Raw genomic sequence first — 22,482 nt, forward strand, 5'->3', positions numbered from 1 at the left:
AATTCGATGAAAAAGACAATGCGACGAGCGGACAATGCCGCGCCGTTCACGCAAGAGTAGACGAGTCGGCGGATTTTCGCCGCGGCGGGCGCAAGGGCCGCGAGGCTCGCGCCGTGGCGCGATTACTCGCCGGTTTGGAGATTGCTGACGCCGCCCACCGGATGACCGGCGCCGGTTGCGGGTGCGGATTGAGCCGGCAACGAAGGTGCGGTTGCAGCAGGCGCAGTCACATTACCCGGCTTCCCCGCGGCCGGCACCGCTTGCCCCGCCGCCAGCGGCTTCAGATCGAACGGCTGCGGGTCGGAATCGTCGACGTTCATCCGCTCGCCGGCCAGCGAACCGTCGGCGGCGAACTTGCCGACCCAGTTCCCTGTGATGTGCGTGCCGTCGTTCGACTCCTCGACTTCGAGCGTGTCGCCGTCACGATCCCCCGCGATCAGGATCACTTCGCCGGTATCCGCGAACTGGTATTCGCCGTGGACGCCCGCCGGGTCGTCGGCTTTCGGGCCTAGGCGCAGCACGATTGGCCGCGAGCCGAGCGTGCCGCTGTAGCGCGGCAATTTCGCGAATTCGGGGCTCGGCTTGAGCGGCAACTGGATCGGCGGCGGTGCGGCAAGTTCCTTGACTGCGTCGCTCTGCGCGCAGGCCGCGCCCGGAAACCAGGCCACCGCGCTCACCGAGAGCAATGCGGCAACACTCGTCGCCGCCCAGCCGCGCCGGCGTACCGCGCCTTCCACCGATTTCACTTCCCGCATCCGTCGATCCTCATTGCTTGATACAGTTCGTGCGCCTTTCGCGACACCGTTCGTAAAACTCAGATCCGCTCGAAGACCGCCGCGATGCCCTGCCCGCCGCCGATGCACATCGTCACGAGCGCGTAGCGCCCGCCGATGCGCTGCAGTTCGTACAGCGCCTTCACGGTGATCAGCGCGCCGGTCGCGCCGATCGGATGACCGAGCGAAATGCCCGAGCCGTTCGGGTTGACCTTGGCCGGATCGAAGCGCAGTTCCTTGCTGACCGCGCAGGCTTGCGCGGCGAACGCCTCGTTGGCCTCGATCACGTCGAGGTCGGCGACCGTCAGGCCGGCGCGCTCGAGCGCCTTACGCGTCGCGGGCACCGGACCGATGCCCATATAAGCCGGATCGACACCCGCATGCGCGTACGACACGAGCCGCGCCAACGGCTTGATGCCGCGCTGCTCGGCGACGCCGCGCTCCATCAGCACGACGGCCGCGGCCGCGTCGTTGATGCCCGACGCATTGCCCGCCGTCACCGTGCCGTTTTCCTTCGCGAACACGGGCTTGAGCTTCGAAAAGTCTTCCGCCGATGCGTTCATGCGCGCGTGTTCGTCGGTGTCGAATATGACGTCGCCTTTCTTCGACGCCAACGTGATCGGCAGGATCTGTTCCTTGAAGTAGCCGTTCGTGATCGCGTGCGCCGCGCGGCGATGCGATTCTAGTGCGAGCGCGTCTTGCGCCTCGCGCGAAATTTCGTATTTGCGCGCGACGTTTTCCGCGGTCACGCCCATATGGATCGACTGGAACGGATCGTTGAGCGCGCCGACCATCATGTCGACGAGCCGCGCGTCGCCCATGCGCTGACCGAAGCGCGCGGCGGGCATCGAGTAAGGCGCGCGGCTCATGTTCTCCGCGCCGCCGCCGATCGCGATGTCGGCGTCGCCGAGCAGCACGCTCTGCGCGGCCGAGACGATGGCCTGCAAGCCCGAGCCGCACAGGCGGTTGACGGTGAGCGCGGGCGTGTGCTGCGCGACGCCGCCGTTGATCGCGGCCACGCGCGCAAGATACATGTCTTTCGGTTCGGTATGCACGACATTGCCGAACACGACGTGCCCGACTTCGTCGCCGGACACGTTGGCGCGCAGCAGCGCCTCGCGCACGACGCGCGCGCCGAGTTCGGTCGGCGCAATATCCTTCAGACTGCCGCCGAAACCGCCGATTGCCGTACGCACACCGCTCACCACCACTACGTCCCGTTGCATCGTTCGCTCCTCTTTCAGTCTCTGCCGATAGTTTTGCTGCGGCGTGACCGGCATCGCGACTTTACGACGCTCAGCCCGCCAGAATCTCTTCGACCGCCGCGCGCGAAGGAACCGGCGCGACCGCGCCATAGCCTTGCGTGGACAGCGCCGCCGCAACGTTCGCATAACGCGCGGCTTCGAATGGATCATCGCCCTCGACGAGGCGCGCGATAAACGCGCCGCCGAAGCAATCGCCCGCGCCGGTTGCATCGACCGCATTGACGACGTGGCCCGGCACGACGCGCCGTTCATCCGGCGTCGCGATATACGAGCCGTCCTTGCCGAGCTTCAGCGCCACCACTCGCGGACCGTGCGACAGCAGAAAGTCGACGATCTCGTCGCGGCCCGTCAAACCGGTCAGCTCGGTGACGTCGTCCCAGCTCGGCAGGCAGATGTCGGTTTGCCGGATCGCTTCGAGCATCACGGCGCGCGCGCGGTTCAGTGGCCACAGCTTGAGGCGCAGATTCGTGTCGAAGCTCACGCGCACGCCGTTGGCGCGAGCATGCGCGATCGCCTCGAGCGCGGCATCGCATGCGGACAGGCTGATCGCGAGACTGATGCCCGACAGATGGATGACCTTGGCCGCGGCAATCGCGTCGAGCGGCAGGTCATGCGGCGCATAGCGGCTCGCCGCCGAGCCCGCGCGCAGATAGTCGAACGCGTGGCCGTCCGGACCGTGCGATACGAAATACACGCCGGTCGACGCCTGCGGATCGACGCGCACCTGCGCCGTGTCCACATTCTCGCGTTCCCACAGGTCGATCAGCAGCCGTCCGAAATGATCGGCGCCGACCGCGGACACGAAGCCCGTCCGCGCACCTTGCCGCGCTGCCGCGATGCAGAAGTTCGACGTATCGCCGCCGAAGCCTTGCAGATACTTCGGCTCGCCTTTCGCCGACTGGTTGAACTCGATCATCGCCTCGCCGAGCGCGAGGATGTCCGGGTTAGCGGGCGTGTTCACCGTCATCGTTCAGACCTCGCCCCACAGGTCGTGACCGTCCGCGCCGGTGATTTTCACCGACACGAAGTCGCCGACCTTGTAACGCTTCGACGCCTTCGCGGCCGGCGCGATATACACGACGCCGTCGATCTCCGGCGCATCCGCGGCCGTGCGGCCAATGCCGCCGTCGGCGTTGATTTCGTCGACGAGCACTTTCAGCGTCTTGCCGACCTTCTTCGCGATCCGTTTGGCCGACACTTGTTCGGCCACTTCCATGAAGCGCGCGCGACGCTCTTCGCGAACTTCGTCCGGCAACGCGCCGTCGAGCTCGTTCGCCGTTGCGCCTTCGACCGGCGAATACGCGAAGCAGCCCACGCGATCCAGTTCGGCTTCGCGGATGAAGTCGAGCAGCGTCTGGAACTGCTCCTCGGTTTCGCCGGGAAAGCCCGCGATAAACGTGCTGCGGATCGTGAGGTCCGGACACATCTCGCGCCACGCCTTCACGCGCTCCATCACCTTCTCGGCGTTGGCCGGGCGCTTCATGCGCTTGAGCACTTCGGGATGCGCGTGCTGGAACGGCACGTCGAGATACGGCAGCACGTGGCCCTTGTACGGGCCCGACGCCATCATCGGAATGACTTCGTCGACGCTCGGGTACGGATACACGTAATGCAGACGCACCCACGCGCCGTATTGCGCGGCCAGTTCGCCGAGCGCGCCGACGAGATCGGTCATGCGCGTCTTGATCGGCTTGCCGTTCCAGAACCCGGTGCGATATTTGACGTCGACGCCGTAGGCGCTCGTGTCCTGCGAAATGACGAGCAGTTCCTTCACGCCGGACTTGAACAGATTCTCGGCTTCCAGCATCACTTCGGCGACCGGACGCGACACGAGGTCGCCGCGCATCGACGGAATGATGCAGAAGGTGCAGCGATGATTGCAGCCTTCGGAAATTTTGAGGTACGCGTAATGGCGCGGCGTGAGCTTGACGCCCGCGGGCGGCACGAGATCGACAAACGGATCGTGCGGCTTGGGCAGATGCATGTGAACGTGCTGCATCACTTCGCCGACCGCATGCGGGCCGGTCACGGCCAGCACTTTCGGATGCACTTCTTCGATGAGGCCCGAGCCGCTCGCGCTCTTCTTCGCGCCGAGGCAGCCGGTCACGATCACCTTGCCGTTTTCGTTCAGCGCCTCGCCGATCGCGTCGAGGCTTTCCTGCACCGCTTCGTCGATGAAACCGCAGGTATTGACGACCACGAGGTCCGCGCCGTCATAGGTGCCCGAAATCTCGTAGCCTTCGGCGCGCAGCTGCGTGATGATCTGCTCGGAATCGACTAAAGCTTTTGGGCAGCCGAGGCTAACGAACCCTACCTTCGGACTGGAAGGCGTCGGCGAGGCGGAAGAAGTGGTTTGCGACATAGGTGAATCCGGCGGATAGCGGTGACGTGGCGACAATGGGGATCGGGGATGGTGCGGCAAGCGGTGTGGCAAGGACAGGCGGCTCAGAAACCCATGTCCCCGACTGCTGAAGATTCAGCGCCCCGCGCACGCAACCCGCTATTGTACCGCGCGCATTGGGCACACGTCGGGGCACACGTCGGGGCACGCGTTCGGACCCGAGCCCGCGCCTGAGCCGCTCGCTTACCCGCCGTCCGCAACGAGCGCGAGCGCCGACACAACCCTACGTCACTTCTTCTCCGGCTCCGGATTCGCCTGCGGAGTGGCGGTAGCAGACGGTGCCGCGGAGTTCGCGCCGCCCGGCGTGAACGGGAACGTCGCGAACATCGACTTCGCCTGGTTCTGCATCTGCTCCTGCATCTGCACGAACATGTTTTTCGACTGCTCGATGTAGCTGGTCATCATGCCTTGCATCATCGGCGCCTGCATGTTCATGAATTGCGACCAGACCTCCGGGTTCATCGCCTTGCCTTCGTACAGGTTCTTCGACTGGTCGGCGAGCTTCGCCTGAATGTCGATGAACGCCTGGATGTTCTTCTCCAGATACGTGCCCATCATGCCCTGCATCGCATGGCCGTAGAAACGGATGATCTGCGACAGCATCGACGACGAGAACATCGGCAGCCCGCCGCTCTCCTCTTCGAGAATGATTTGCAGCAGGATCGCGCGCGTCAGGTCCTCGTTGCTCTTCGCATCGATAACCTTGAAATCCTCCTGGTCCAGCACGAGTTGCTTGACGTCCGTCAGCGTGATGTACGTGCTTGTCTCGGTATCGTAAAGCCGCCGATTCGGATATTTCTTGATCAGTCGTTCGGCTGCTTTCTTTGTAGTAGTAGTCATGTAACGCCTTTGAGCGCAAGTAAAGCGCGGACGGCGTGCCGGCTGCGCAATCGGGCCGTTGCGCAACGGGACGCCGCCGGAACCATCCGAGCGGGGCGCGCTGCCTCGTGAGCGGCGCGCCGCTTGCTCAGCCCATATGCAAACCGCCGTTCAGCGAGAAATCGGCACCCGTGGAAAAACCCGATTCTTCGGACGCGAGCCACGCGACGATCGAGCCGATTTCATCCGGCCGGCCGAGGCGGCGCACCGGAATCGTCGCAACGATCTTTTCGAGCACGTCGGGGCGGATCGCCTTGACCATGTCCGTGCCGATGTAGCCAGGCGACACGGTGTTGACCGTCACGCCCTTGGTGGCCACTTCCTGCGCGAGCGACATCGTGAAGCCGTGAATGCCGGCCTTCGCGGTCGAGTAGTTGGTCTGGCCGAACTGCCCTTTCTGCCCGTTCACCGACGAAATATTGATGATGCGCCCAAAGCCGCGCTCCACCATCCCGTCGATCACCTGCTTGGTGACGTTGAAGAGACTGGTCAGGTTGGTATCGATCACCGCGGTCCAGTCTTCGTGCGTCATCTTGCGGAACACGACGTCGCGCGTGATGCCCGCGTTGTTCACCAGCACGTCGATCTCGCCGACTTCGGCCTTGACCTTGTCGAACGCGGCCTTGGTCGATTCCCAGTCGCCGACGTTGCCTTCGGATGCGACGAAGTCGAAGCCGAGCGCCTTCTGCTCTTCGAGCCATTTCACGCGGCGCGGCGAATTCGGGCCGCAGCCCGCGACGACCCTGTAGCCTTCCTTGTGCAGGCGCTGGCAAATGCTCGTGCCGATGCCGCCCATTCCGCCCGTTACATACGCAATTCGCTGTGTCATAACCTAGACTCCGTTGTCGTTCTTGAGGCGCCGGCCGGCTGCCCCAGCCGGCTACCTCTACCCTCGCCTGATGCTTTGTCCACACTGCCGCCGGGCGACCGGCCGGCGAGGCCGCTCTCGGGCGTCACACGAGCGCGCGCCGGAGTCGCAAAGCGGCGCACGTCAACACCGTGTACGACGCCTGTGCGCGGTCGGCGTGCGGATCGTCGTCAAACGCGCTCGAGCGCCAGCGCGACGCCCATGCCGCCGCCGATGCACAGCGAAGCCAGGCCCTTCTTCGCATCGCGCTTCTGCATTTCGTGCAGCAGCGTGACGAGAATCCGGCAGCCGGACGCGCCGATCGGATGGCCGATCGCGATCGCGCCGCCGTTCACGTTGATCTTCGACGTGTCCCAGCCCATCTGCTTGTGCACGGCGAGCGCCTGCGCGGCGAAGGCTTCGTTGATCTCCATCAGATCGAGATCGTTCACGCTCCAGCCCGCGCGCTCCAGACAGCGCTTCGACGCCGGCACCGGACCCATGCCCATGATCTTCGGATCCACGCCCGCGTTCGCGTACGCCTTGATGCGCGCAAGCGGCGTGAGACCGAGCGCTTCGGCCTTTTTCGCGGACATGACGACCACAGCCGCCGCGCCGTCGTTCAGACCCGACGCGTTAGCCGCCGTGACCGTGCCTTCCTTCGAGAACGCCGGCTTCAGACCTGCCAGCGACTCGGCCGTCACGCCGTGACGCACGAACTCGTCGGTGGCGAAACGCACCGGGTCGCCCTTGCGCTGCGGAATCTCGACCGGCACGATTTCGTCGTCGAAACGGCCCGACTTCTGCGCGGCTTCCGCCTTGTTCTGCGACAGCGCCGCGAACGCGTCCTGCTGTTCGCGCGTGATGTCGAATTCCTTCGCGACGTTTTCCGCCGTCACGCCCATGTGATACTGGTTGTACACGTCCCACAGACCGTCGACGATCATCGTGTCCACGAGCTTGGCGTCGCCCATGCGGAAGCCGTCGCGCGAGCCCGGCAGCACGTGCGGCGCCGCGCTCATGTTTTCCTGACCGCCGGCGATCACGATGTCCGCGTCGCCCGCGATGATCGCGTTGGCCGCGAGCATCACCGCTTTGAGGCCCGAACCGCAGACCTTGTTGATCGTCATGCCGGGCACCGCCGAGGGCAGCCCCGCCTTGATCAACGACTGGCGCGCCGGATTCTGTCCCGAGCCCGCCGTCAGCACCTGGCCCAGGATCACTTCGCTCACCTGCTCGGGCTTCAGGCCCGCACGTTCCAGCACCGCGCGAATCACAGTCGCGCCGAGTTCGGGCGCGGCGATCTTCGCCAGCGACCCGCCGAATTTGCCCACTGCCGTACGCGCGGCCGATACGATCACAACATCAGTCATTTCCATATCCTCCGGGCTTCGCGGCCAATCAGGCCGGGGCCCGTCAAGTTAAAAATCTCGTTGCTCGTGAACCTGCTAGCTCGTCTTGCCCCGTTGCGTTGGGTGGCATCTGAGATCGTGTTCTTACTCGCGCTTGCGCACGTAGCGGCCCGGCGCCGGCTCGATGACCGGGAATTCCTCCGAGCCCGCCGCGGCGCGCGGCTTCACTTTCCTGCCGCCGTACTGATCGAGCCACGTGGTCCACTCGGGCCACCAGCTTCCGGGCACTTCCTTCGCCTCGCCGAGCCAGTCGTCCGGGTTCTCCGGCAAGCTCTTCTGCTCGCCCTCGAGCGTCCAGTAGCTGCGCTTGTTTTTCGCGGGCGGGTTGATGACACCCGCGATATGACCCGACGCGCCGAGCACGAACTTCAACGGTCCGGTGAGGAGCGGCGCCGACGCATAGGCCGACGGCCACGGCACGATATGGTCGTCGCGTGAACCGTAAATGAAGGTGGGCACGTCGATCTTCGACAGATCGACCGGCTCGCCGCAGGTGGTCACTCCACCCGGCTCGCGCAGACGGTTCTCGAGATATGTGTTGCGCAGATACCAGACGTACATGGGACCGGGCAGGCTCGTGGAGTCGCTGTTCCAGTACAGCAGGTCGAACGGCACCGGTGTGCGTCCCTTCAGATAATTGTCGACGACGTAGTTCCACACCAGGTCGTTCGGACGCAGGAACGAAAACGTGTTGGCGAATTCGATGCCGCGCATGAGTCCCGGCGGCGCACCGTTCTTGCCGCCGATGGTCTGCTCGCGCATTTGCACATGCGCTTCGTCGACGAAAATATCGAGCACGCCGGTGTCCGAAAAGTCGAGCATCGAAGTGAGCAGCGTCATGGACGCGGCCGGATGTTCGCCGCGCGCCGCCGCAACCGCGAGCGCGGTGGCGAGCATCGTTCCGCCGATGCAGAAGCCGAGCGTGTTGATCTGCTCGCGTCCGCTGATCTTGCTCACGGTTTGCATCGCGGTGAACACGCCCTCGCTGACGTAGTCGTCCCACGTCTTATGCGCGATGGAGGCGTCCGCATTGCGCCACGAAATCAGGAACACCTGGTGGCCCGAATCGAGCGCATGGGCGACGAGCGAGTTCTCCGGCTGCAGATCGAGAATGTAGTACTTGTTGATGCAAGGCGGCACGATCAGAAGCGGCCGCTCGCGCACGGTCGCCGTGCGCGGCTTGTACTGGATCAACTGCATCAGGTCGTTTTCGAACACGACCGAGCCTTCGGTGGTCGCGAGATTTTCGCCGACCACGAAACGCGATTCGTCCGTCTGCGAGATCTTGCCGCGCTGCATGTCGGCAAGCAGATTCATCACGCCTTGCCGCAAGCTCTCGCCCTGGCTCTCGAGCAACGTCTTTTGCGCCTCCGGATTCAACGCTAGGAAATTGCTCGGCGACGCCGCAGCCGTCCATTGCTGAACGGCGAAGCGGATGCGCTCGCGCACTTTCGGTTCGGTCTCGAGCGCGTCGACCATTTCCTGTAGATAGCGCGCGTTCAGCAGATACCATGCGGCGGTGAATGCGAAGGCCGGCGTGGCGCTCCATGCGTCGGAACTGAAGCGGCGGTCCTTCAGTTCGGGCGCTTTCGGCGCCGCGCCACCGCCGCTCGCCTGCTGCAGCAGCACCATCGCTTCACGCGTGTAGTCGGCTTGCAGTTTCTGCAGACGTTCAGGAGGAATCGCCGCGGCAGGTAGGCTCAGACCGGCGAACGACGGCATGCCGGGTATCCCACCCGCGGCACCCACAGCACCCGCTGCGAGCTTGCTGAAGTCAGGCATGCCAGGGAACGAAGGCATCGACGGCATGCCGGGCACGCTCCACGGCGCCGCGCCTTGAACTGGAGGAAATTGCGGCATCGCGAACGGCGCGCCGTTGCCGCCGGCTGCCGTTCCTGCGCCCAACGAGCGCCAGGCGTTTAACCACGCGTCGAAAAATGGCTGAAGGCCCGCGGTCGCTGCGGCGCCGCTCGCGCCACTGGTGCCGGCCTGCTGCGTTTGCTCCTTCGAGGAGTCGGTGCTGGGGGAAGCTGGGGAATGAGGAGCTGCCATACCTGCTTTTGACCGGTAAGTCCTTGCGGACGGTTGAGAGGCAGGTTCTTGCGCACGTGGGCGATCGCTCGCGCCCTCGTCACGCCCTGTCCCATGTACGAGGAGCTGTGAGGAACATTCTTGCTCCCCATCGCAAGGCATGTCAATGCTTGTTCCCGATTTTGCCGCAGTGCGATAGTTTTTTAATTATCGTTTTCCCTGTATCACTGGCCGGCATTTTCAGACATATGTCAATCGAATGGCGGATTGCGAAAAAACGCTGTATTGCCGCGCTTAATTCACATTTATTGCTCGGTGTTAATGCGGGTATTAACGGACGAAACGATTCCTTCGACACTTCCGGCAGCGCAGCAAAATGCGAGTCGCGCTCGCCTCAGTCGCCGAGTGTCTGAGCTTCGTTGTCGAGCCAGATCAATGCGGCCATGCGCCCTGTCTCACGATCGCGGCGGTATGAATAGAAGCGCTCGCGTTCGCTAACCGTGCACATGTCGCCGCCGACAACGCGCGTCACGCCGAGCCGCTGCAAACGCAGACGAGCCAGCGCCGGAAGATCCGCAAGATATTTACCGTCGTTTCGCGGATGCGCGACGAAGGCGCTCGCGGTTGCATCGCGTTCGCTTGCATTCGCGCCGTCGAGGAACGCGTCGCGCACGTCGGGCCCGACTTCGAACGATTGCGGTCCAATGCAAGGTCCGAGATACGCGTGCAACGTGTGCGCTTCTACGCCGGCGAGTTCGGCGACGCGGCCGGCCGTCTGCTCGACGATGCCCGCCGCGAGTCCGCGCCAGCCCGCGTGCGCCGCGCCCACTGCACGGCCGGTTTCGTCGCACAGAAGCACCGGCATGCAGTCCGCGATCATCACCACGCACGCGATGCCCGCGCGATCCGTGACGCTCGCGTCCGCTTGCGTCGGCTTGCCGTTCGCTTGCGCTTCGCGAAGCGCGTCCTCGGCTCGCACGATGCGCGCCGCGTGAACCTGATCGAGCCACGCGGCATCGGCGACGCCTGCCAGCGTGAGGAGCCGCGCCCGATTGGCCGCGACCACGGCGGGATCGTCGCCGGACTTCATGCCCAGGTTCAGGCCGCCGGGTTCGTCCGCGCCGTCGCGCCAGCGACCGAACGGCGGCTTGCTCACGCCGCCGTTACGCGTCGTGACGAGCGCGCGCACGCGCGGCGCCACATTCCACGCGGGTTGCACGACATCGGCAAAGCTCAGTTCGGGCAGGCTGGTCATGCGCGATCGTCCTTGTCTTGCTGTGGGTTGTGGTCGTCGGGTTCGTCGGACTCGTCCTGCTCGTCGTATTCGCCATGCGGATCGTGCTCGTCGGCGTCGTCGTGCTCGTCGTAGTCCGCGGCCTCGTAGCCGTCTTCCTCATAGTACGTCTCGTCGAATTCGCCCGCATCGTCGCGACCAAGACCCAGCGCCGCCGACAGCGCCGCGATATCTGCCGGCACGTCCGCGCGCCATTGCATCGTGCGGCCGGTCTTCGGATGAATCAGACCGAGGCGCCATGCATGCAGCGCCTGGCGCGCGAACTCGCCGGGCAGCGGCGTCACCGAGCGCTTGCCGCGCGCGCGCCCATACACCGGATCGCCAAGCAGCGGATGGCCGATATGCGCGCAGTGCACGCGGATCTGATGCGTGCGGCCGGTTTCGAGATCGCAGTGAATCGCGGTGACCGGCTGACGCTGCCAGATCGCCGTATCGACGCGCCGGAAATGCGTGCGCGCCGGTTTGCCCGATGCGCCGGTCACGACGGCCATGCGCGTGCGCTCGCGCGGATCGCGGCCGATGGGTGCGTCGATCGTGCCTTCCTCGGGCATGTTGCCCCACACGAGCGCGAGATAGCGGCGCTTGACCGTGCGCGCCTGCAACTGGCGCACGAGGTCGGTCTGCGCCTCGAGCGTGCGCGCGACCACCATCAGCCCCGATGTTTCCTTATCCAGCCGATGCACGATGCCCGCGCGCGGCAAGCCCGCCGCGGCGTCGCCGTAGCGGTACAGCAGACCGTTGAGCACGGTCCCGCTCCAGTTGCCGGCCGCCGGATGCACGACCATGCCGGCGGGCTTGTTAATGACGACGAGCGTGTCGTCTTCGTAGACGATCTCGAGCGGCACCGGTTCGGGCGTGAACGCGAGCTGTTCGGGCAGCAGGTCGGGCACGAGTTCGATGGTCGCGCCAAGCGGCACCGGCTGGCGAATCTTTGCCGGTTTGCCGTCGATCCGCACGCGCTCCGCCTCGATCCAGCTTTGCAGGCGGTTGCGCGAGAATTCGGGGAAAAGGCGCGCGAGCACCTTGTCGAGGCGCTCGCCTGCCAGTTCGTCGGGCACCACGACACTGCGCGGCGTTTCGTCCGCGACACGGTTTGCCACACTCGGCACCATGCTGGCGAGCGCGGCTTTGCCGAGCGCGTCGGCGGGGAGGTCGTCGTCGAGCGAATCGGGGCCCAACGCGTCGGAGGGGTCGGCGCTTACGTTATAATCTTCGTTGCTATTCCGGGCACCGGTTGCAGCGCCTGGAGTATTTGAGCGGGTCATTGAGTCTGGGTCACCTGGACGTAAAGCTAGACTGGAAAATGCGAGCCTTGAACACCATCACTAAAGCGGCGATCAATTTGAAGGCCATGAAGAGCGCGGCCCGGAAAGTGGCCGGATACATTGCGTGTGCCGCAGCCGTCGCGGTTGTTGCGGCTTGCCACGGCCTGCCGGAGAAGACCGACGAAACGGCAACGTGGAACAACAACAAATTATATACGGAGGCGAACGACGCCCTGAGCGGCGGCGACTTCGGCAAGTGCGCGAAGTACTTCGAAATGCTCGAAGGCCGCGACCCGTTCGGCCACTTCGCCCAGCAGGCGCAGATCAACGTCGCTTATTGCAACTGGAAAGATAACGAAGCCGCGGCCGCCGATCAGGCTATCGACCGCTTCATCCAGCTGCACCCGGATCACCCGGACATCGCCTATGCGTACTATCTCAAGGGCATGATCCACTTCAACGACGACCTCGGTCTCTTCGGCCGCTTTTCCGGCCAGGACATGAGCGAGCGCGATCCGAAGTCGCTGCGCGAGTCGTACGACGCGTTCAAGGTCGTGGTCGACCGGTATCCGAACAGCAAATATGCGCCGGACGCCGCGCAACGCATGCGCTACATCGTGAACGCGCTGGCGTCGCACGAAGTCCACGCGGCGGATTACTACTACCGCCGTGGCGCGTATGTGGCTGCGATCAATCGCGCGCAGCTCGCGTTGAAGGAATACAAGAACGCACCGGCTATCGAAGACGCGCTGCACATCATGATGCTGTCGTATCAGAGGCTGAACCAGCCGCAACTCGCCGACGACACCAAGCGCGTGCTCGCCGGCACCTTCCCCGACAGCCCGTACGTCACGGGTCATGCAAGGCCGGGTAAGGAAAAATCCTGGTGGCAGTTTTAAGCCGCGCCGCGGTTTGAACCGCGGCTGAACACGAGTTGCAAAGCAAAACGCCACGACTTCGGTCGTGGCGTTTTGCTTTATGCGTTAGCGGGATGGGTTGGCCATATCGACTAGCCGAATCAGTCCCGCTCGAACAACGCAATCGACTCCACATGCGACGTATGCGGGAACATGTTGACGACGCCCGCACCCACCAGCCGGTAGCCGGCCTCGTGCACGAGCAGACCGGCGTCGCGCGCAAGCGTCGACGGATTGCACGACACGTAGACGATGCGCTTCGGCAGCGGTCCATCGCCGCTTTGCGCGATTTCCGCCAACGCCTTCGCGACGGCCAGTGCGCCTTCGCGCGGCGGGTCGACCAGAAACTTGTCGAAGTGGCCGAGCGCGCGCATGTCGTCGGCGGTGACTTCGAACAGATTGCGGCATGCAAACGACGTATGCGCCGCCACGCCGTTCAGCTCGGCATTGGCCAGCGCGCGCGAGGTCAGCACGTCGCTGCCTTCGATGCCCACCACTTCCCTCGCGATGCGCGCAAGCGGCAGCGTGAAATTGCCGATGCCGCAGAACAGATCCAGCACGCGGTCCGTGCGCGCGGGCGCGAGCAGGCGCAGCGCGCGGCTCACGAGCACACGGTTGATCGCGTGATTGACCTGCGTGAAGTCGGTCGGCTTGAACGGCATGCGGATGTCGTACTCGGGCAGCGTGTAGTCGAGCTGCACGTCGAGCGGATACAGCGGCGTGACCGTGTCCGGGCCGCCTGGCTGAATCCAGAACTGCACCTTGTGTTCGTCGGCGAACTCGCGCAGCACCTGCTCGTCGGCGGCAGTCAAAGGCTCGAGATTGCGCACGACAAACGCCGTGACCGACGAGCCGACCGCCAGTTCGAGCTGCGGCATGCGGTCGTAGATGGACAGCTTGCGCACCATGAAGCGCAGCGGCATCAGCATCGCCGACACATGCGGCGGCAGCACCTCGCAGGTTTTCATATCCGCGATGTAGCTGCTCTTCTTCTCGTGAAAGCCAATGCGCATGCCGCCTTTTTCGGGCAGAAAACGCACGGCGAGACGCGCGCGATAGCGATAACCCCAGGCCGGTCCGTGAATCGGCCGGAACACCGTTTCGGGGCGCAGCTTCGCGAGATGCTGAAGGTTGTCCTCGAGCACACGCTGCTTCACCGCGACCTGCGCGCGAATGTCGAGATGCTGCATCGAACAGCCGCCGCAAATGTCGAAGTACGTGCATTTTGGCTTCGTGCGCATCACGCTTTCGCGGAACACCTGCACCACTTCGGCCTGTTCGAACTTCGGCTTGCTGCGATGTGTCGAGTAGCTCACGCGCTCGCCGGGCAGCGCGCCTTCGACGAAAATCACCTTGCCGGGCGTGCCGTCTTCGGACTCGATGCGGCCGACGCCGCGCGCTTCCATATCGAGCGAAACGATTTCGACGACCGGCTCGTTGCCGGTAATGACGGGCGCCGGAGCCGGCGCGGCTTTGTGGTATTTCGACGGGCGCTTCGGCGAGCGACGATGGTGGGCAGTTCGGGACACCTGCTACTTCCTGACAAACTTGGGGGAAAGGCGAGATTGTAGACGAAGCCGGCGCGAGCGACGCCCCGGCTCCGTGCACGCGGCCCCACGGCTATTGATCGAACGCCGCCAGATATTCCGCCCATTGCGGCGCGGTTTCGAGCGCGAGCGCGTTCTTGACGAGATTGATCTCGTCGGCGTATTCGGCGGCGGAGAACGCACCGCGAATCAACTGAAAGCGGCAATACAGCAGATACGTATTGACGACGTCGGTCTCGCAGTAATTGCGGATTTCCTCGATGCGCCCTTCCTGATACGCCTGCCACACCTGGCTGCCGTCCATGCCCATCTTGCCGGGAAAGCCGCACATCTTCGCGAGCGCGTCGAGCGGCGCGTTGGCGCGCGCCTGGTACATCGCGAGGACGTCCATGAGATCGGTATGGCGCGCGTGGTAGCGGCTGATGTAGTTGTTCCACTTGAACTCGCGGTCGTCTTCGCCGAGATCCCAGAACCGGTAGGCGGGAATGCCGTTGACGAGCGCGCGGTAGTTCAGCACCGGCAGGTCGAAGCCGCCGCCGTTCCACGACACGAGCTGCGGCGTGTACTTCTCGATCACGCGATAAAACGACTGCACCAGCGCCGCCTCGCCGTCTTCGAGCGTGCCGAGCGAGCGCACGCGAAAGCCGTTGTTATCGCGAAACACGCAGGAAATCGCGGCGATGCGTTGCAGATGATGCGGCAGAAAATCGCCGCCTGTCTTTTCGCGGCGCGCGGCGAACGCGTGCTCGGCGACTTCGGCGTCGCTCATCGTGGCGGGCAAATCTTCGAGACGGCGGATGCCGGCGACATCGGGAATCGTCTCGATGTCGAAAACAAGAATCGGTGTCATCAAGTCAGAGAACGGCGTCTTTGCGAACGCCGTTAGAGGCGAAGAAGCGCTTTAACCGCACGAGCGCTTCCTGTTGGATCTGGCGCACACGCTCGCGCGTGAGGCCCATTTCATCGGCCAGCTCTTCGAGCGTGGCGGGTTCGATGTGATTCAGACCGAAGCGGCGTTCGATCACATGGCGATGCTTGTCCGACAGACGCGCGAGCCATGCGCGCGTGAGCGTTTCCAGTTCGCGATGCTGAACCTCCGCATCCGGCGACTGGCTCTGGTCGTCCGACAACAGATCGAGCAGACTGCTGGCCGGATCGAGATCGAGCGGCGCGTCGAGCGAGGCGGTGTGCTCGTTCAGCGCGAGAATGTCGGTGACTTCGTCGGTGGTCTTGCCGGTCAGATAAGCGATGTCGTCGATGCTGGCGTCGCGGCGCTCGGCTGCTTCGCCGGAGTTCATCGAATTCTTTTCCAGATGGCGCTTCGCACGCAGCACCTGATTGAGCTCGCGAATCACGTGCACCGGCAAGCGCACGGTGCGCGCCTGGTTCATGATCGCGCGCTCGATGCTCTGTCGGATCCACCACGTCGCGTAAGTGGAAAACCGGAAGCCGCGTGTCGGATCGAATTTCTCGATGGCGTGCATCAGGCCGAGGTTGCCCTCTTCGATCAGATCGAGCAGCGGCACGCCGCGATTCAGATAACCCTTAGCGATGCTGACGACCAGCCGCAGATTGCGCTCGATCATCACTTGCCGCGCTTCGAACTCGCCCGCCTTCGCGAGACGCGAGTACTTCTGCTCTTCCTCGACGGTGAGAAGCGGCTTCACGCTGATGCGATTCAGATAATGCTGGATCGTGTCCGCTGTGAGCTCGGCTTGCAGCAGCGCGCGGAAGTCGTCCGCGTCGGGCACGACCTCGGCTGCGCCTTCGCGCGCGTCGCCGCCTTCTTCGGCGCTCGGGCGCTCGTCGAGCTCGCGCTCTTCGACGAGCTCCTCTTCCGCTTCCGAAGCGCCGCTGTCGTCCACCGAAGCGGACGTGGCATTGCTGATCGTTTCAGATTCGGCTTGCGGCAGGCGGCGCTTCGGTTTCGGCATGGTCGTATCGCTTATTGCGGCGGCAAATACTTCAGTGGGTCGACAGGTTTACCCTGCCGGCGAACTTCGAAATGCAACATGACACGGTCTGAATCGCTGTTACCCATCTCGGCGATTTTCTGCCCCTTCGTGACCGCATCCCCCTCTTTTACCATCAAAGAGCGGTTGTGTGCATACGCGGTGAGATAAGTTGCGTCATGCTTGATGATAATTAGATTGCCGTAACCACGCAGCCCATTTCCGGCATAAACCACGCGGCCGTCCGCGGAGGCCTTCACCGCTTCGCCCGCCGCGCCGCCGATATTGACGCCCTTGTTGGTCGAATCGTTGAAGGTGCCGAGCAACTGGCCGCGCACCGGCCAGGAGAAGCTGATGTTGCTCGACGCGCCGGCAGTCGAATCGCTTGCTGCAGCGGCGCTCGACGGCGGCGTGAGCGCCGCGCTGTTCGCGCTCGAGCCGTAGATGGGCGGCGCGGCCACGCCGGCTGCCGCGCCCGTCGAAGGCGCCGCGCCATTGAGCGGCGCGCTTTGCACCGCGCCGTTACTGCCGAGCGGCGCAGTCGCGACGCCCGGCGTCAGCGCAGCGGTGTTCGCGCCTGGCGGCACCACGCGCAGCAGTTGATCGACCTCGATCTGATTCGGGTTCGTGAGGTTGTTCCACGCGGAAATGTCGCGGTAGTTCTGGCCGTTCTCGAGTGCGATCCGGTACAGCGTGTCGCCCGGCTTCACGCGATAGTAGCCAGGCGGCGGCGGGCCGAGCGGCACGGCCGGTTGCTGCCCGGCCTGCGCGGCTTGCGTGCCGAGCACGCCGCCGCCGGAGCGGTCGACGACCGGCGCCTGATCGAGCCGGGATGCACAGGCTGTCATCAACAGGGACAAGGCGAGCACGCACACGCTACGCTGGGTTACGGACATGGGGACATTCAGGCTGGTTCTTTGCATCGCGCGCAACATACTCATCGGTGTCAAATCACTCCGGATTTTAAGGGTACAAAGAAAACGCGATCAAGCTGCGACTCGCGCCACTGCGCCGGCCCAAGGCGCTCGACGAGCGTCAGCACCTGGTTCTGGCCTTCCTGCGAGCCGACCGGCGCGATCAGGCGGCCGCCGATCGCGAGTTGTTCAAGTAATGCTTGCGGCACGTCGAGGCCCGCGGCGGCGATCAGGATCGCATCGAAAGGCGCCGCCGACGGCAGCCCCAAACGTCCGTCGCCATAGTGCAGCCGGATGTTCGGAATTCGCAGCGGACGCAAGTTTGTCTTCGCGCGCTCGGACAACGGCTTGATGCGTTCGATCGAATACACCTCGCGCGCGACCTGGCTCAGCACCGCCGCCTGATAACCGCAACCGGTGCCGATCTCGAGCACGTTGTTCAGCGCGCGGCCGGTTGCTGCGAGCTCGATCATTCGCGCGACCACCGACGGCTTCGAGATAGTCTGGTGATGGCCGATTGGCAACGCCGCATCTTCGTAGGCCTGAACCGCGAGGCCGGGATCGACGAACATATGGCGCGGCACCACGGACATCGCGCTCAACACGCGCTGATCGGTGATGCCGTTCGCACGCAGGCGTTCGACCATGCGTTCGCGAACCCGTTCCGACGTCAATGCCGTTGCGCGGTTCAGCGCGACGTTCGGCGCGGCGCCGCGCTCGTTCGAGCGGCTTGTCACGGACTTGGCGGACGGCGAGGACGGTGCAGAGGAACTCACGGCCTTGCTCGCGGCTCGCGTAGACGACGACGCTGCACCCTTCACCGCGGACGACGGACGCGCGCCCGCGCTCTGCGCGACCGGCCGCGCCGGCGTCTTCACCGCAGGCGCGGCGAGCGCCCTGGGCGGCGTCACGATGAGCGGCCTCGCTGGCGTGCCGGCCGGCAATCTGTCCGCGACCGAAGCCGGCGCTCTCGCCTGCTTCGGCTGCGTCTTGCCAGCCGAACCGGGCTGCCCATGCTTCGCCGGCTGCTGCCGCGCATTGAGCGCGGCACTCGCGGCAAGCGCCGCCGCGCGCACTTCCCCTGGACGGCCTTCGGGCCGGCGCGGCTCGCGCACCAGATCTTCGAGGCCGAGTGGAAAGCGCTTCGCGCGCTCGCTCGTCATGAAGCGCCGCTGCCCGCGCGCGCCCAGTCGTGTGCGGCCGGCAGCATTTGCGTGTGCGTCAGATCGAGCTGCAGCGGCGTGATCGACACATGGCCGTTCGCGACTGCGTGGAAATCCGTACCTTCGCTCGCATCGCGCGCGCTGCCCGACGGCCCGATCCAGTAGATCGGCTCGCCGCGCGGATTGGTCTGGCGGATCACCGGCTGCGACGGATGCCGCTTGCCCAGACGAGTGACGCGCCAGTCGCGCAGTTGCTCGTACGGCAGGTTCGGAATGTTGACGTTCAGAAGCGGATGCCCCGGCAGCGGGTGCGCGAGGTAATGCGCGACGATTTCCGCGGCGACGCGCACGGCGTCTTCGAGATGCACCCAGTCTTTATCGACGAGCGAAAAGGCGATGGCCGGCACGCCGAACATGATGCCTTCGGTAGCCGCCGCGACGGTGCCCGAATAGAGCGTGTCCTCGCCCATGTTCTGACCGTTGTTGATGCCCGAGACGACGAGGTCCGGCGTGTGGTCGAGCATGCCCGTCAGCGCGATGTGCACCGAGTCGGTCGGCGTGCCGTTCACGTAGTAGAAACCATTGGCCGAGCGCAAAACCGAAAGCGGCCGCGACAAGGTCAGGGAATTCGACGCGCCGCTGCAGTTCTGCTCGGGCGCCATCACGGTCACGTCGGCGAGCGGCTTGAGCGCTTCGTAAAGCGCGCCGAGGCCGGGCGCCAGGTAACCGTCGTCGTTGCTGAGTAGGATTCGCATGCGGCGATTGTAACCGAGGAAAGATGGCGCGCGAACGACACGGCAAGCGCGTTGCGCAGGCCACGCAAAGCGCTTGCGCTGGTGTGTGAATGCGGGCTTGTTGTCTTGTCCCTATGCGCTCGTGAGCAGCGCAGTAAATGCAGATCGATGCGCGGCGCCCTGCTGCCGCCAGACCGCGAACCCGCGAAACGTACGGTCGTGCGCATGCATTACACTCGAAGCCATTGCGAACTCTGATCGAATGGAGACACGATGCGCGCGATTCGCTGCAATCAGTACGGCCCGCCGGAGAGCCTCACCGTCGAAGAGTTGCCTGATCTGGAACCGCCGCCAGGGCATGTCGTGATCGACGTGAAGGCGGCCTCCGTCAACTTTCCCGATGTGCTGATCATCCAGAACAAGTATCAGTTCAAGCCGCCACTGCCTTTTACGCCAGGCTCGGAAGTCGCGGGCATCGTGCGCGCGGTCGGTGCGGGGGTCACGCAGTTCACGCCCGGCTCCCGCGTGGTCGCGTTCACGGGCTCGGGCGGCTTCGCGCAGCAGGCGCTTGCGAGCGAGTCGGCCTGCGTGCCGCTCGCCGAAGACGTCGACCTCGAACTGGCCGCGGCCTTCACGCTCGCGTATGGCACGTCGCATCACGCGGTGGTCGACCGCGCCGCGCTGCAAGCCGGCGAGACGATGCTCGTGCTGGGCGCGGCGGGCGGCGTGGGACTCGCGGCTGTGGAAATCGGCAAGGCGCTCGGCGCGCGCGTGATCGCGGCGGCGTCGAGCGATGAAAAGCTCGCGGTGTGCTTGCAACATGGCGCCGACGCGACGATCAACTACACGACCGAGGACCTGCGCGAGCGCATCAAGACGCTCACCGACGGCAAAGGCCCGGACGTGATCTACGATCCGGTCGGCGGCGTGTATGCCGAGCCGGCGTTTCGCAGTATCGGCTGGCGCGGTCGCTACCTGGTGGTCGGCTTCGCGAACGGCGAGATTCCGAAGCTGCCGCTCAATCTGACGCTGCTCAAAGGCGCGAGCGTGGTCGGGGTGTTCTGGGGAGACTTTGCGAAGCGCGAGCCCGAGCGCAATCATGCGGCGTTCCGGCAGATGGTCGGCTGGATCGGAGAAGGCAAGCTCAAGCCGCATGTGTCCGCGCGTTATCCGCTCGATGAAACGGCGCGCGCGCTGCGCGATATGGCCGAGCGTCGCGTGATCGGCAAGGTGGTGATCACGCCGTAGCCGGCCTCGCTGAGAAGCGGCGCTCGCTCAAACAAAAACAGCGTGCGGCTCTGCGAGCCCACGCTGTTTTTTTTGCGCTGTGAAGTTTGCGGCGCCTACAGCTTTTCGGTGTCTCCGGTCTTTGGCTGCCACTTCATCAGATGCCGCTCGCCGACGCCGACGATCGCATCGAGAATCAGCGCGAACGCGGTCAACACGAGAATGCCGGCGAACACGGTATTGATGTCGAACGTGCCTTCGGCCTGCAGGATCAGATAGCCGACGCCGCGCGCGGAGCCGAGGTACTCGCCCACCACCGAGCCCACGAACGCGAGACCCACCGACGTGTGCAAGCTCGAAAAGACCCAGCTCATCGCGCTCGGCAAATAGACGTAGCGCAGCAGTTGCTTGCCGTTTGCGCCGAGCATGCGCGCGTTCGCGAGCACGACCGGGCTCACTTCCTTCACGCCCTGATAGACGTTGAAGAACACGATGAAGAACACGAGCGTGACGCCAAGCGCGACCTTCGACCAGATGCCAAGACCGAACCACACGCCGAAGATCGGCGCGAGAATCACGCGCGGCATTGAGTTCGCGGCCTTGATGTACGGATCGAACAGCGCGCTCGCAAGCGGCGACAGCGCGAGCCATAAACCAACGCCGAGTCCGAGCGCCGTGCCGAGCGCGAACGCGAGCACGGTCTCGAGCAGCGTGATCCATAGGTGCAGATAGATCTCGCCGGTCGTGAACCATTCCCAGATCCGCAGCAAGACTTTTTGCGGTTCGCCGAAGAAGAAAGCCGCCTTGTTCGGATCGTCGAAATAAAACGCGGGCAGCAGTGTCGGGCTCGTCAGCACGTACCAGAGCACGAAGCACAGCACGAGCAGCAGCCACTGCCAGATCACCAGATTCGCCCGGTTCGGGCGCAACGTCTTCCACATGACTCGGTTTGCCTCGGTTTGGCTTGGACGGTTGATAGACGTAAAGCGCGTTGCGTTCAGAGAGCGTTCAATGAGACGTCATACAGCGGTGAGTTGCTGTTGATAGCCTTTTAGCACCTCGTCGCGCAGCACGCTCCAGATCTGCGCGTGTAGCTCGACGAAGCGCGGATGCGAACGGATTTCGGCGACGTCGCGCGGACGCGGCAAGTCGATCGTGAATTCGCCAATCGGATGCGTGCCCGGTCCCGCCGAGAGAACGACCACGCGATCCGACATCGCGATCGCCTCGTCGAGATCGTGCGTGATGAAGAGCACGGCCTTGCGTTTTGCAGCCCACAGGTCGAGCAACTCGTTTTCCATGAGTTGCCGCGTCTGGATGTCGAGCGCGGAAAACGGCTCGTCCATCAGGATGATGTCGGGATCGAGAATCAGCGTTTGCGCCATCGCGACGCGCTTGCGCATGCCGCCCGACAGTTGATGCGGATAGCGGTCGCCGAAACCGCCGAGACCCACGCGCTTGAGCCACTCCTCGGCTTTGGCACGCGCTTCCTGCTGCGGCACGCCGTGAAACGCGAGGCCGGCGATCACGTTGTCGATAGCTGAGCGCCACGGCATCAACGCGTCGGCCTGGAACATGTAGCCCGCGCGCCGGTTGATGCCGTTCAACGGCTCGCCGAATACGCTGACCGTACCCGCCGACGGCCCGAGCAAACCCGCGCCGACATTCAGCAACGTGGACTTGCCGCAGCCGGTCGGGCCGACCACCGAGACGAACTCGCCGGGCGCGATCCGCAACGTGGTGTCCTTGACCGCCGTATAGCGCTGCGCGCGGTTGTCGCGTGCGGCGAAGGTGCAAGTGATGTTTTCGAGCGCCAGAGCTGCAACGGTCATGGTTCGACTCGCTTCGAGGATCGGTTGTT

Annotated in this window: 20 protein-coding genes; 2 read left to right on the forward strand and 18 right to left on the reverse strand. The window is 64.5% G+C overall.

Annotated elements, in window-relative coordinates; all coding sequences use genetic code 11:
- Nucleotides 1-122: 122 nt before the first annotated feature.
- From P0D87_RS01060 to P0D87_RS01105, 10 genes are all read right to left on the reverse strand, one after another.
- On the reverse strand, nucleotides 123-755 hold the full coding sequence (locus P0D87_RS01060) for a hypothetical protein (RefSeq protein WP_053858034.1): 633 nt from the start codon (nucleotides 753-755) through the stop codon (nucleotides 123-125).
- A gap of 59 nt (nucleotides 756-814) precedes the next feature.
- Nucleotides 815-1,999 (reverse strand): beta-ketothiolase BktB, encoded by a 1,185-nt coding sequence (gene bktB, locus P0D87_RS01065; protein WP_053859018.1) that lies wholly within the window; start codon nucleotides 1,997-1,999, stop codon nucleotides 815-817.
- Nucleotides 2,000-2,069: 70 nt separating this feature from the next.
- Nucleotides 2,070-3,005, reverse strand: coding sequence for a sugar kinase (locus tag P0D87_RS01070; protein WP_053858033.1), 936 nt, complete (start codon nucleotides 3,003-3,005; stop codon nucleotides 2,070-2,072).
- A gap of 3 nt (nucleotides 3,006-3,008) precedes the next feature.
- Nucleotides 3,009-4,400 (reverse strand): 30S ribosomal protein S12 methylthiotransferase RimO, encoded by a 1,392-nt coding sequence (gene rimO / locus P0D87_RS01075; RefSeq protein ID WP_053858032.1) that lies wholly within the window; start codon nucleotides 4,398-4,400, stop codon nucleotides 3,009-3,011.
- A gap of 267 nt (nucleotides 4,401-4,667) precedes the next feature.
- Nucleotides 4,668-5,279 (reverse strand): polyhydroxyalkanoate synthesis repressor PhaR, encoded by a 612-nt coding sequence (gene phaR, locus P0D87_RS01080; protein ID WP_006048885.1) that lies wholly within the window; start codon nucleotides 5,277-5,279, stop codon nucleotides 4,668-4,670.
- Nucleotides 5,280-5,406: 127 nt separating this feature from the next.
- On the reverse strand, nucleotides 5,407-6,147 hold the full coding sequence (locus tag P0D87_RS01085; protein ID WP_006048884.1) for a 3-ketoacyl-ACP reductase: 741 nt from the start codon (nucleotides 6,145-6,147) through the stop codon (nucleotides 5,407-5,409).
- 209 nt (nucleotides 6,148-6,356) lie between these two features.
- Nucleotides 6,357-7,538 carry an acetyl-CoA C-acetyltransferase gene (locus P0D87_RS01090; RefSeq protein WP_029968296.1) on the reverse strand — a complete coding sequence of 394 codons (1,182 nt, stop codon included), beginning with the start codon at nucleotides 7,536-7,538 and terminating at the stop codon, nucleotides 6,357-6,359.
- A 123-nt stretch (nucleotides 7,539-7,661) separates the two neighbouring features.
- The gene (gene phaC, locus P0D87_RS01095) at nucleotides 7,662-9,629 is read right to left on the reverse strand and encodes a class I poly(R)-hydroxyalkanoic acid synthase (RefSeq protein WP_408636710.1); all 1,968 of its coding nucleotides are present in this window, start codon (nucleotides 9,627-9,629) and stop codon (nucleotides 7,662-7,664) included.
- A 373-nt stretch (nucleotides 9,630-10,002) separates the two neighbouring features.
- On the reverse strand, nucleotides 10,003-10,863 hold the full coding sequence (pgeF, locus tag P0D87_RS01100; protein ID WP_053858030.1) for a peptidoglycan editing factor PgeF: 861 nt from the start codon (nucleotides 10,861-10,863) through the stop codon (nucleotides 10,003-10,005).
- Nucleotides 10,860-12,167 (reverse strand): RluA family pseudouridine synthase, encoded by a 1,308-nt coding sequence (locus P0D87_RS01105; protein ID WP_053858029.1) that lies wholly within the window; start codon nucleotides 12,165-12,167, stop codon nucleotides 10,860-10,862. Before P0D87_RS01105 ends, pgeF begins: the two co-directional genes overlap by 4 nt.
- Before the next feature lie 38 nt (nucleotides 12,168-12,205).
- Between P0D87_RS01105 and P0D87_RS01110 the strand changes: the two genes are divergently transcribed.
- Nucleotides 12,206-13,066, forward strand: a complete 861-nt coding sequence (locus tag P0D87_RS01110; RefSeq protein WP_006048879.1) for an outer membrane protein assembly factor BamD — start codon at nucleotides 12,206-12,208, stop codon at nucleotides 13,064-13,066.
- Nucleotides 13,067-13,185: 119 nt separating this feature from the next.
- On the opposite strand, the gene rlmD is transcribed toward P0D87_RS01110, so the two are convergent.
- The 6 genes from rlmD to surE form a co-directional block, all read right to left on the reverse strand.
- A complete protein-coding gene (gene rlmD, locus P0D87_RS01115; protein ID WP_053858028.1) occupies nucleotides 13,186-14,613 on the reverse strand; it encodes a 23S rRNA (uracil(1939)-C(5))-methyltransferase RlmD in 1,428 nt (475 codons plus the stop codon).
- Nucleotides 14,614-14,704: 91 nt separating this feature from the next.
- Nucleotides 14,705-15,481 (reverse strand): 3'-5' exonuclease, encoded by a 777-nt coding sequence (locus P0D87_RS01120; RefSeq protein ID WP_029968289.1) that lies wholly within the window; start codon nucleotides 15,479-15,481, stop codon nucleotides 14,705-14,707.
- A 4-nt stretch (nucleotides 15,482-15,485) separates the two neighbouring features.
- Nucleotides 15,486-16,565, reverse strand: coding sequence for an RNA polymerase sigma factor RpoS (gene rpoS, locus P0D87_RS01125; protein ID WP_006048876.1), 1,080 nt, complete (start codon nucleotides 16,563-16,565; stop codon nucleotides 15,486-15,488).
- An 11-nt stretch (nucleotides 16,566-16,576) separates the two neighbouring features.
- Complete coding sequence (locus P0D87_RS01130) at nucleotides 16,577-17,524, reverse strand: peptidoglycan DD-metalloendopeptidase family protein (protein WP_006048875.1); 948 nt, start codon at nucleotides 17,522-17,524, stop codon at nucleotides 16,577-16,579.
- Nucleotides 17,525-17,529: 5 nt separating this feature from the next.
- Nucleotides 17,530-18,660 (reverse strand): protein-L-isoaspartate(D-aspartate) O-methyltransferase, encoded by a 1,131-nt coding sequence (locus tag P0D87_RS01135; RefSeq protein WP_053858027.1) that lies wholly within the window; start codon nucleotides 18,658-18,660, stop codon nucleotides 17,530-17,532.
- Nucleotides 18,657-19,415 (reverse strand): 5'/3'-nucleotidase SurE, encoded by a 759-nt coding sequence (gene surE / locus P0D87_RS01140; protein WP_053858026.1) that lies wholly within the window; start codon nucleotides 19,413-19,415, stop codon nucleotides 18,657-18,659. Before surE ends, P0D87_RS01135 begins: the two co-directional genes overlap by 4 nt.
- Before the next feature lie 252 nt (nucleotides 19,416-19,667).
- On the opposite strand from surE, the gene P0D87_RS01145 reads away from it, so the two are divergent.
- The gene (locus P0D87_RS01145) at nucleotides 19,668-20,642 is read left to right on the forward strand and encodes an NADPH:quinone oxidoreductase family protein (protein WP_053858025.1); all 975 of its coding nucleotides are present in this window, start codon (nucleotides 19,668-19,670) and stop codon (nucleotides 20,640-20,642) included.
- Nucleotides 20,643-20,737: 95 nt separating this feature from the next.
- On the opposite strand, the gene P0D87_RS01150 is transcribed toward P0D87_RS01145, so the two are convergent.
- Together P0D87_RS01150 and P0D87_RS01155 are read right to left on the reverse strand one after the other, a co-directional pair.
- Entirely contained in the window at nucleotides 20,738-21,562 is an 825-nt protein-coding gene (locus tag P0D87_RS01150) for an ABC transporter permease (RefSeq protein WP_006048871.1), read from the reverse strand.
- A 78-nt stretch (nucleotides 21,563-21,640) separates the two neighbouring features.
- On the reverse strand, nucleotides 21,641-22,453 hold the full coding sequence (locus P0D87_RS01155) for an ABC transporter ATP-binding protein (protein WP_029968284.1): 813 nt from the start codon (nucleotides 22,451-22,453) through the stop codon (nucleotides 21,641-21,643).
- Between the last annotated feature and the right edge of the window lie 29 nt (nucleotides 22,454-22,482).

The organism is Paraburkholderia sp. RL17-368-BIF-A (genome assembly GCF_046054045.1).
Lineage (GTDB): Bacteria > Pseudomonadota > Gammaproteobacteria > Burkholderiales > Burkholderiaceae > Paraburkholderia > Paraburkholderia graminis.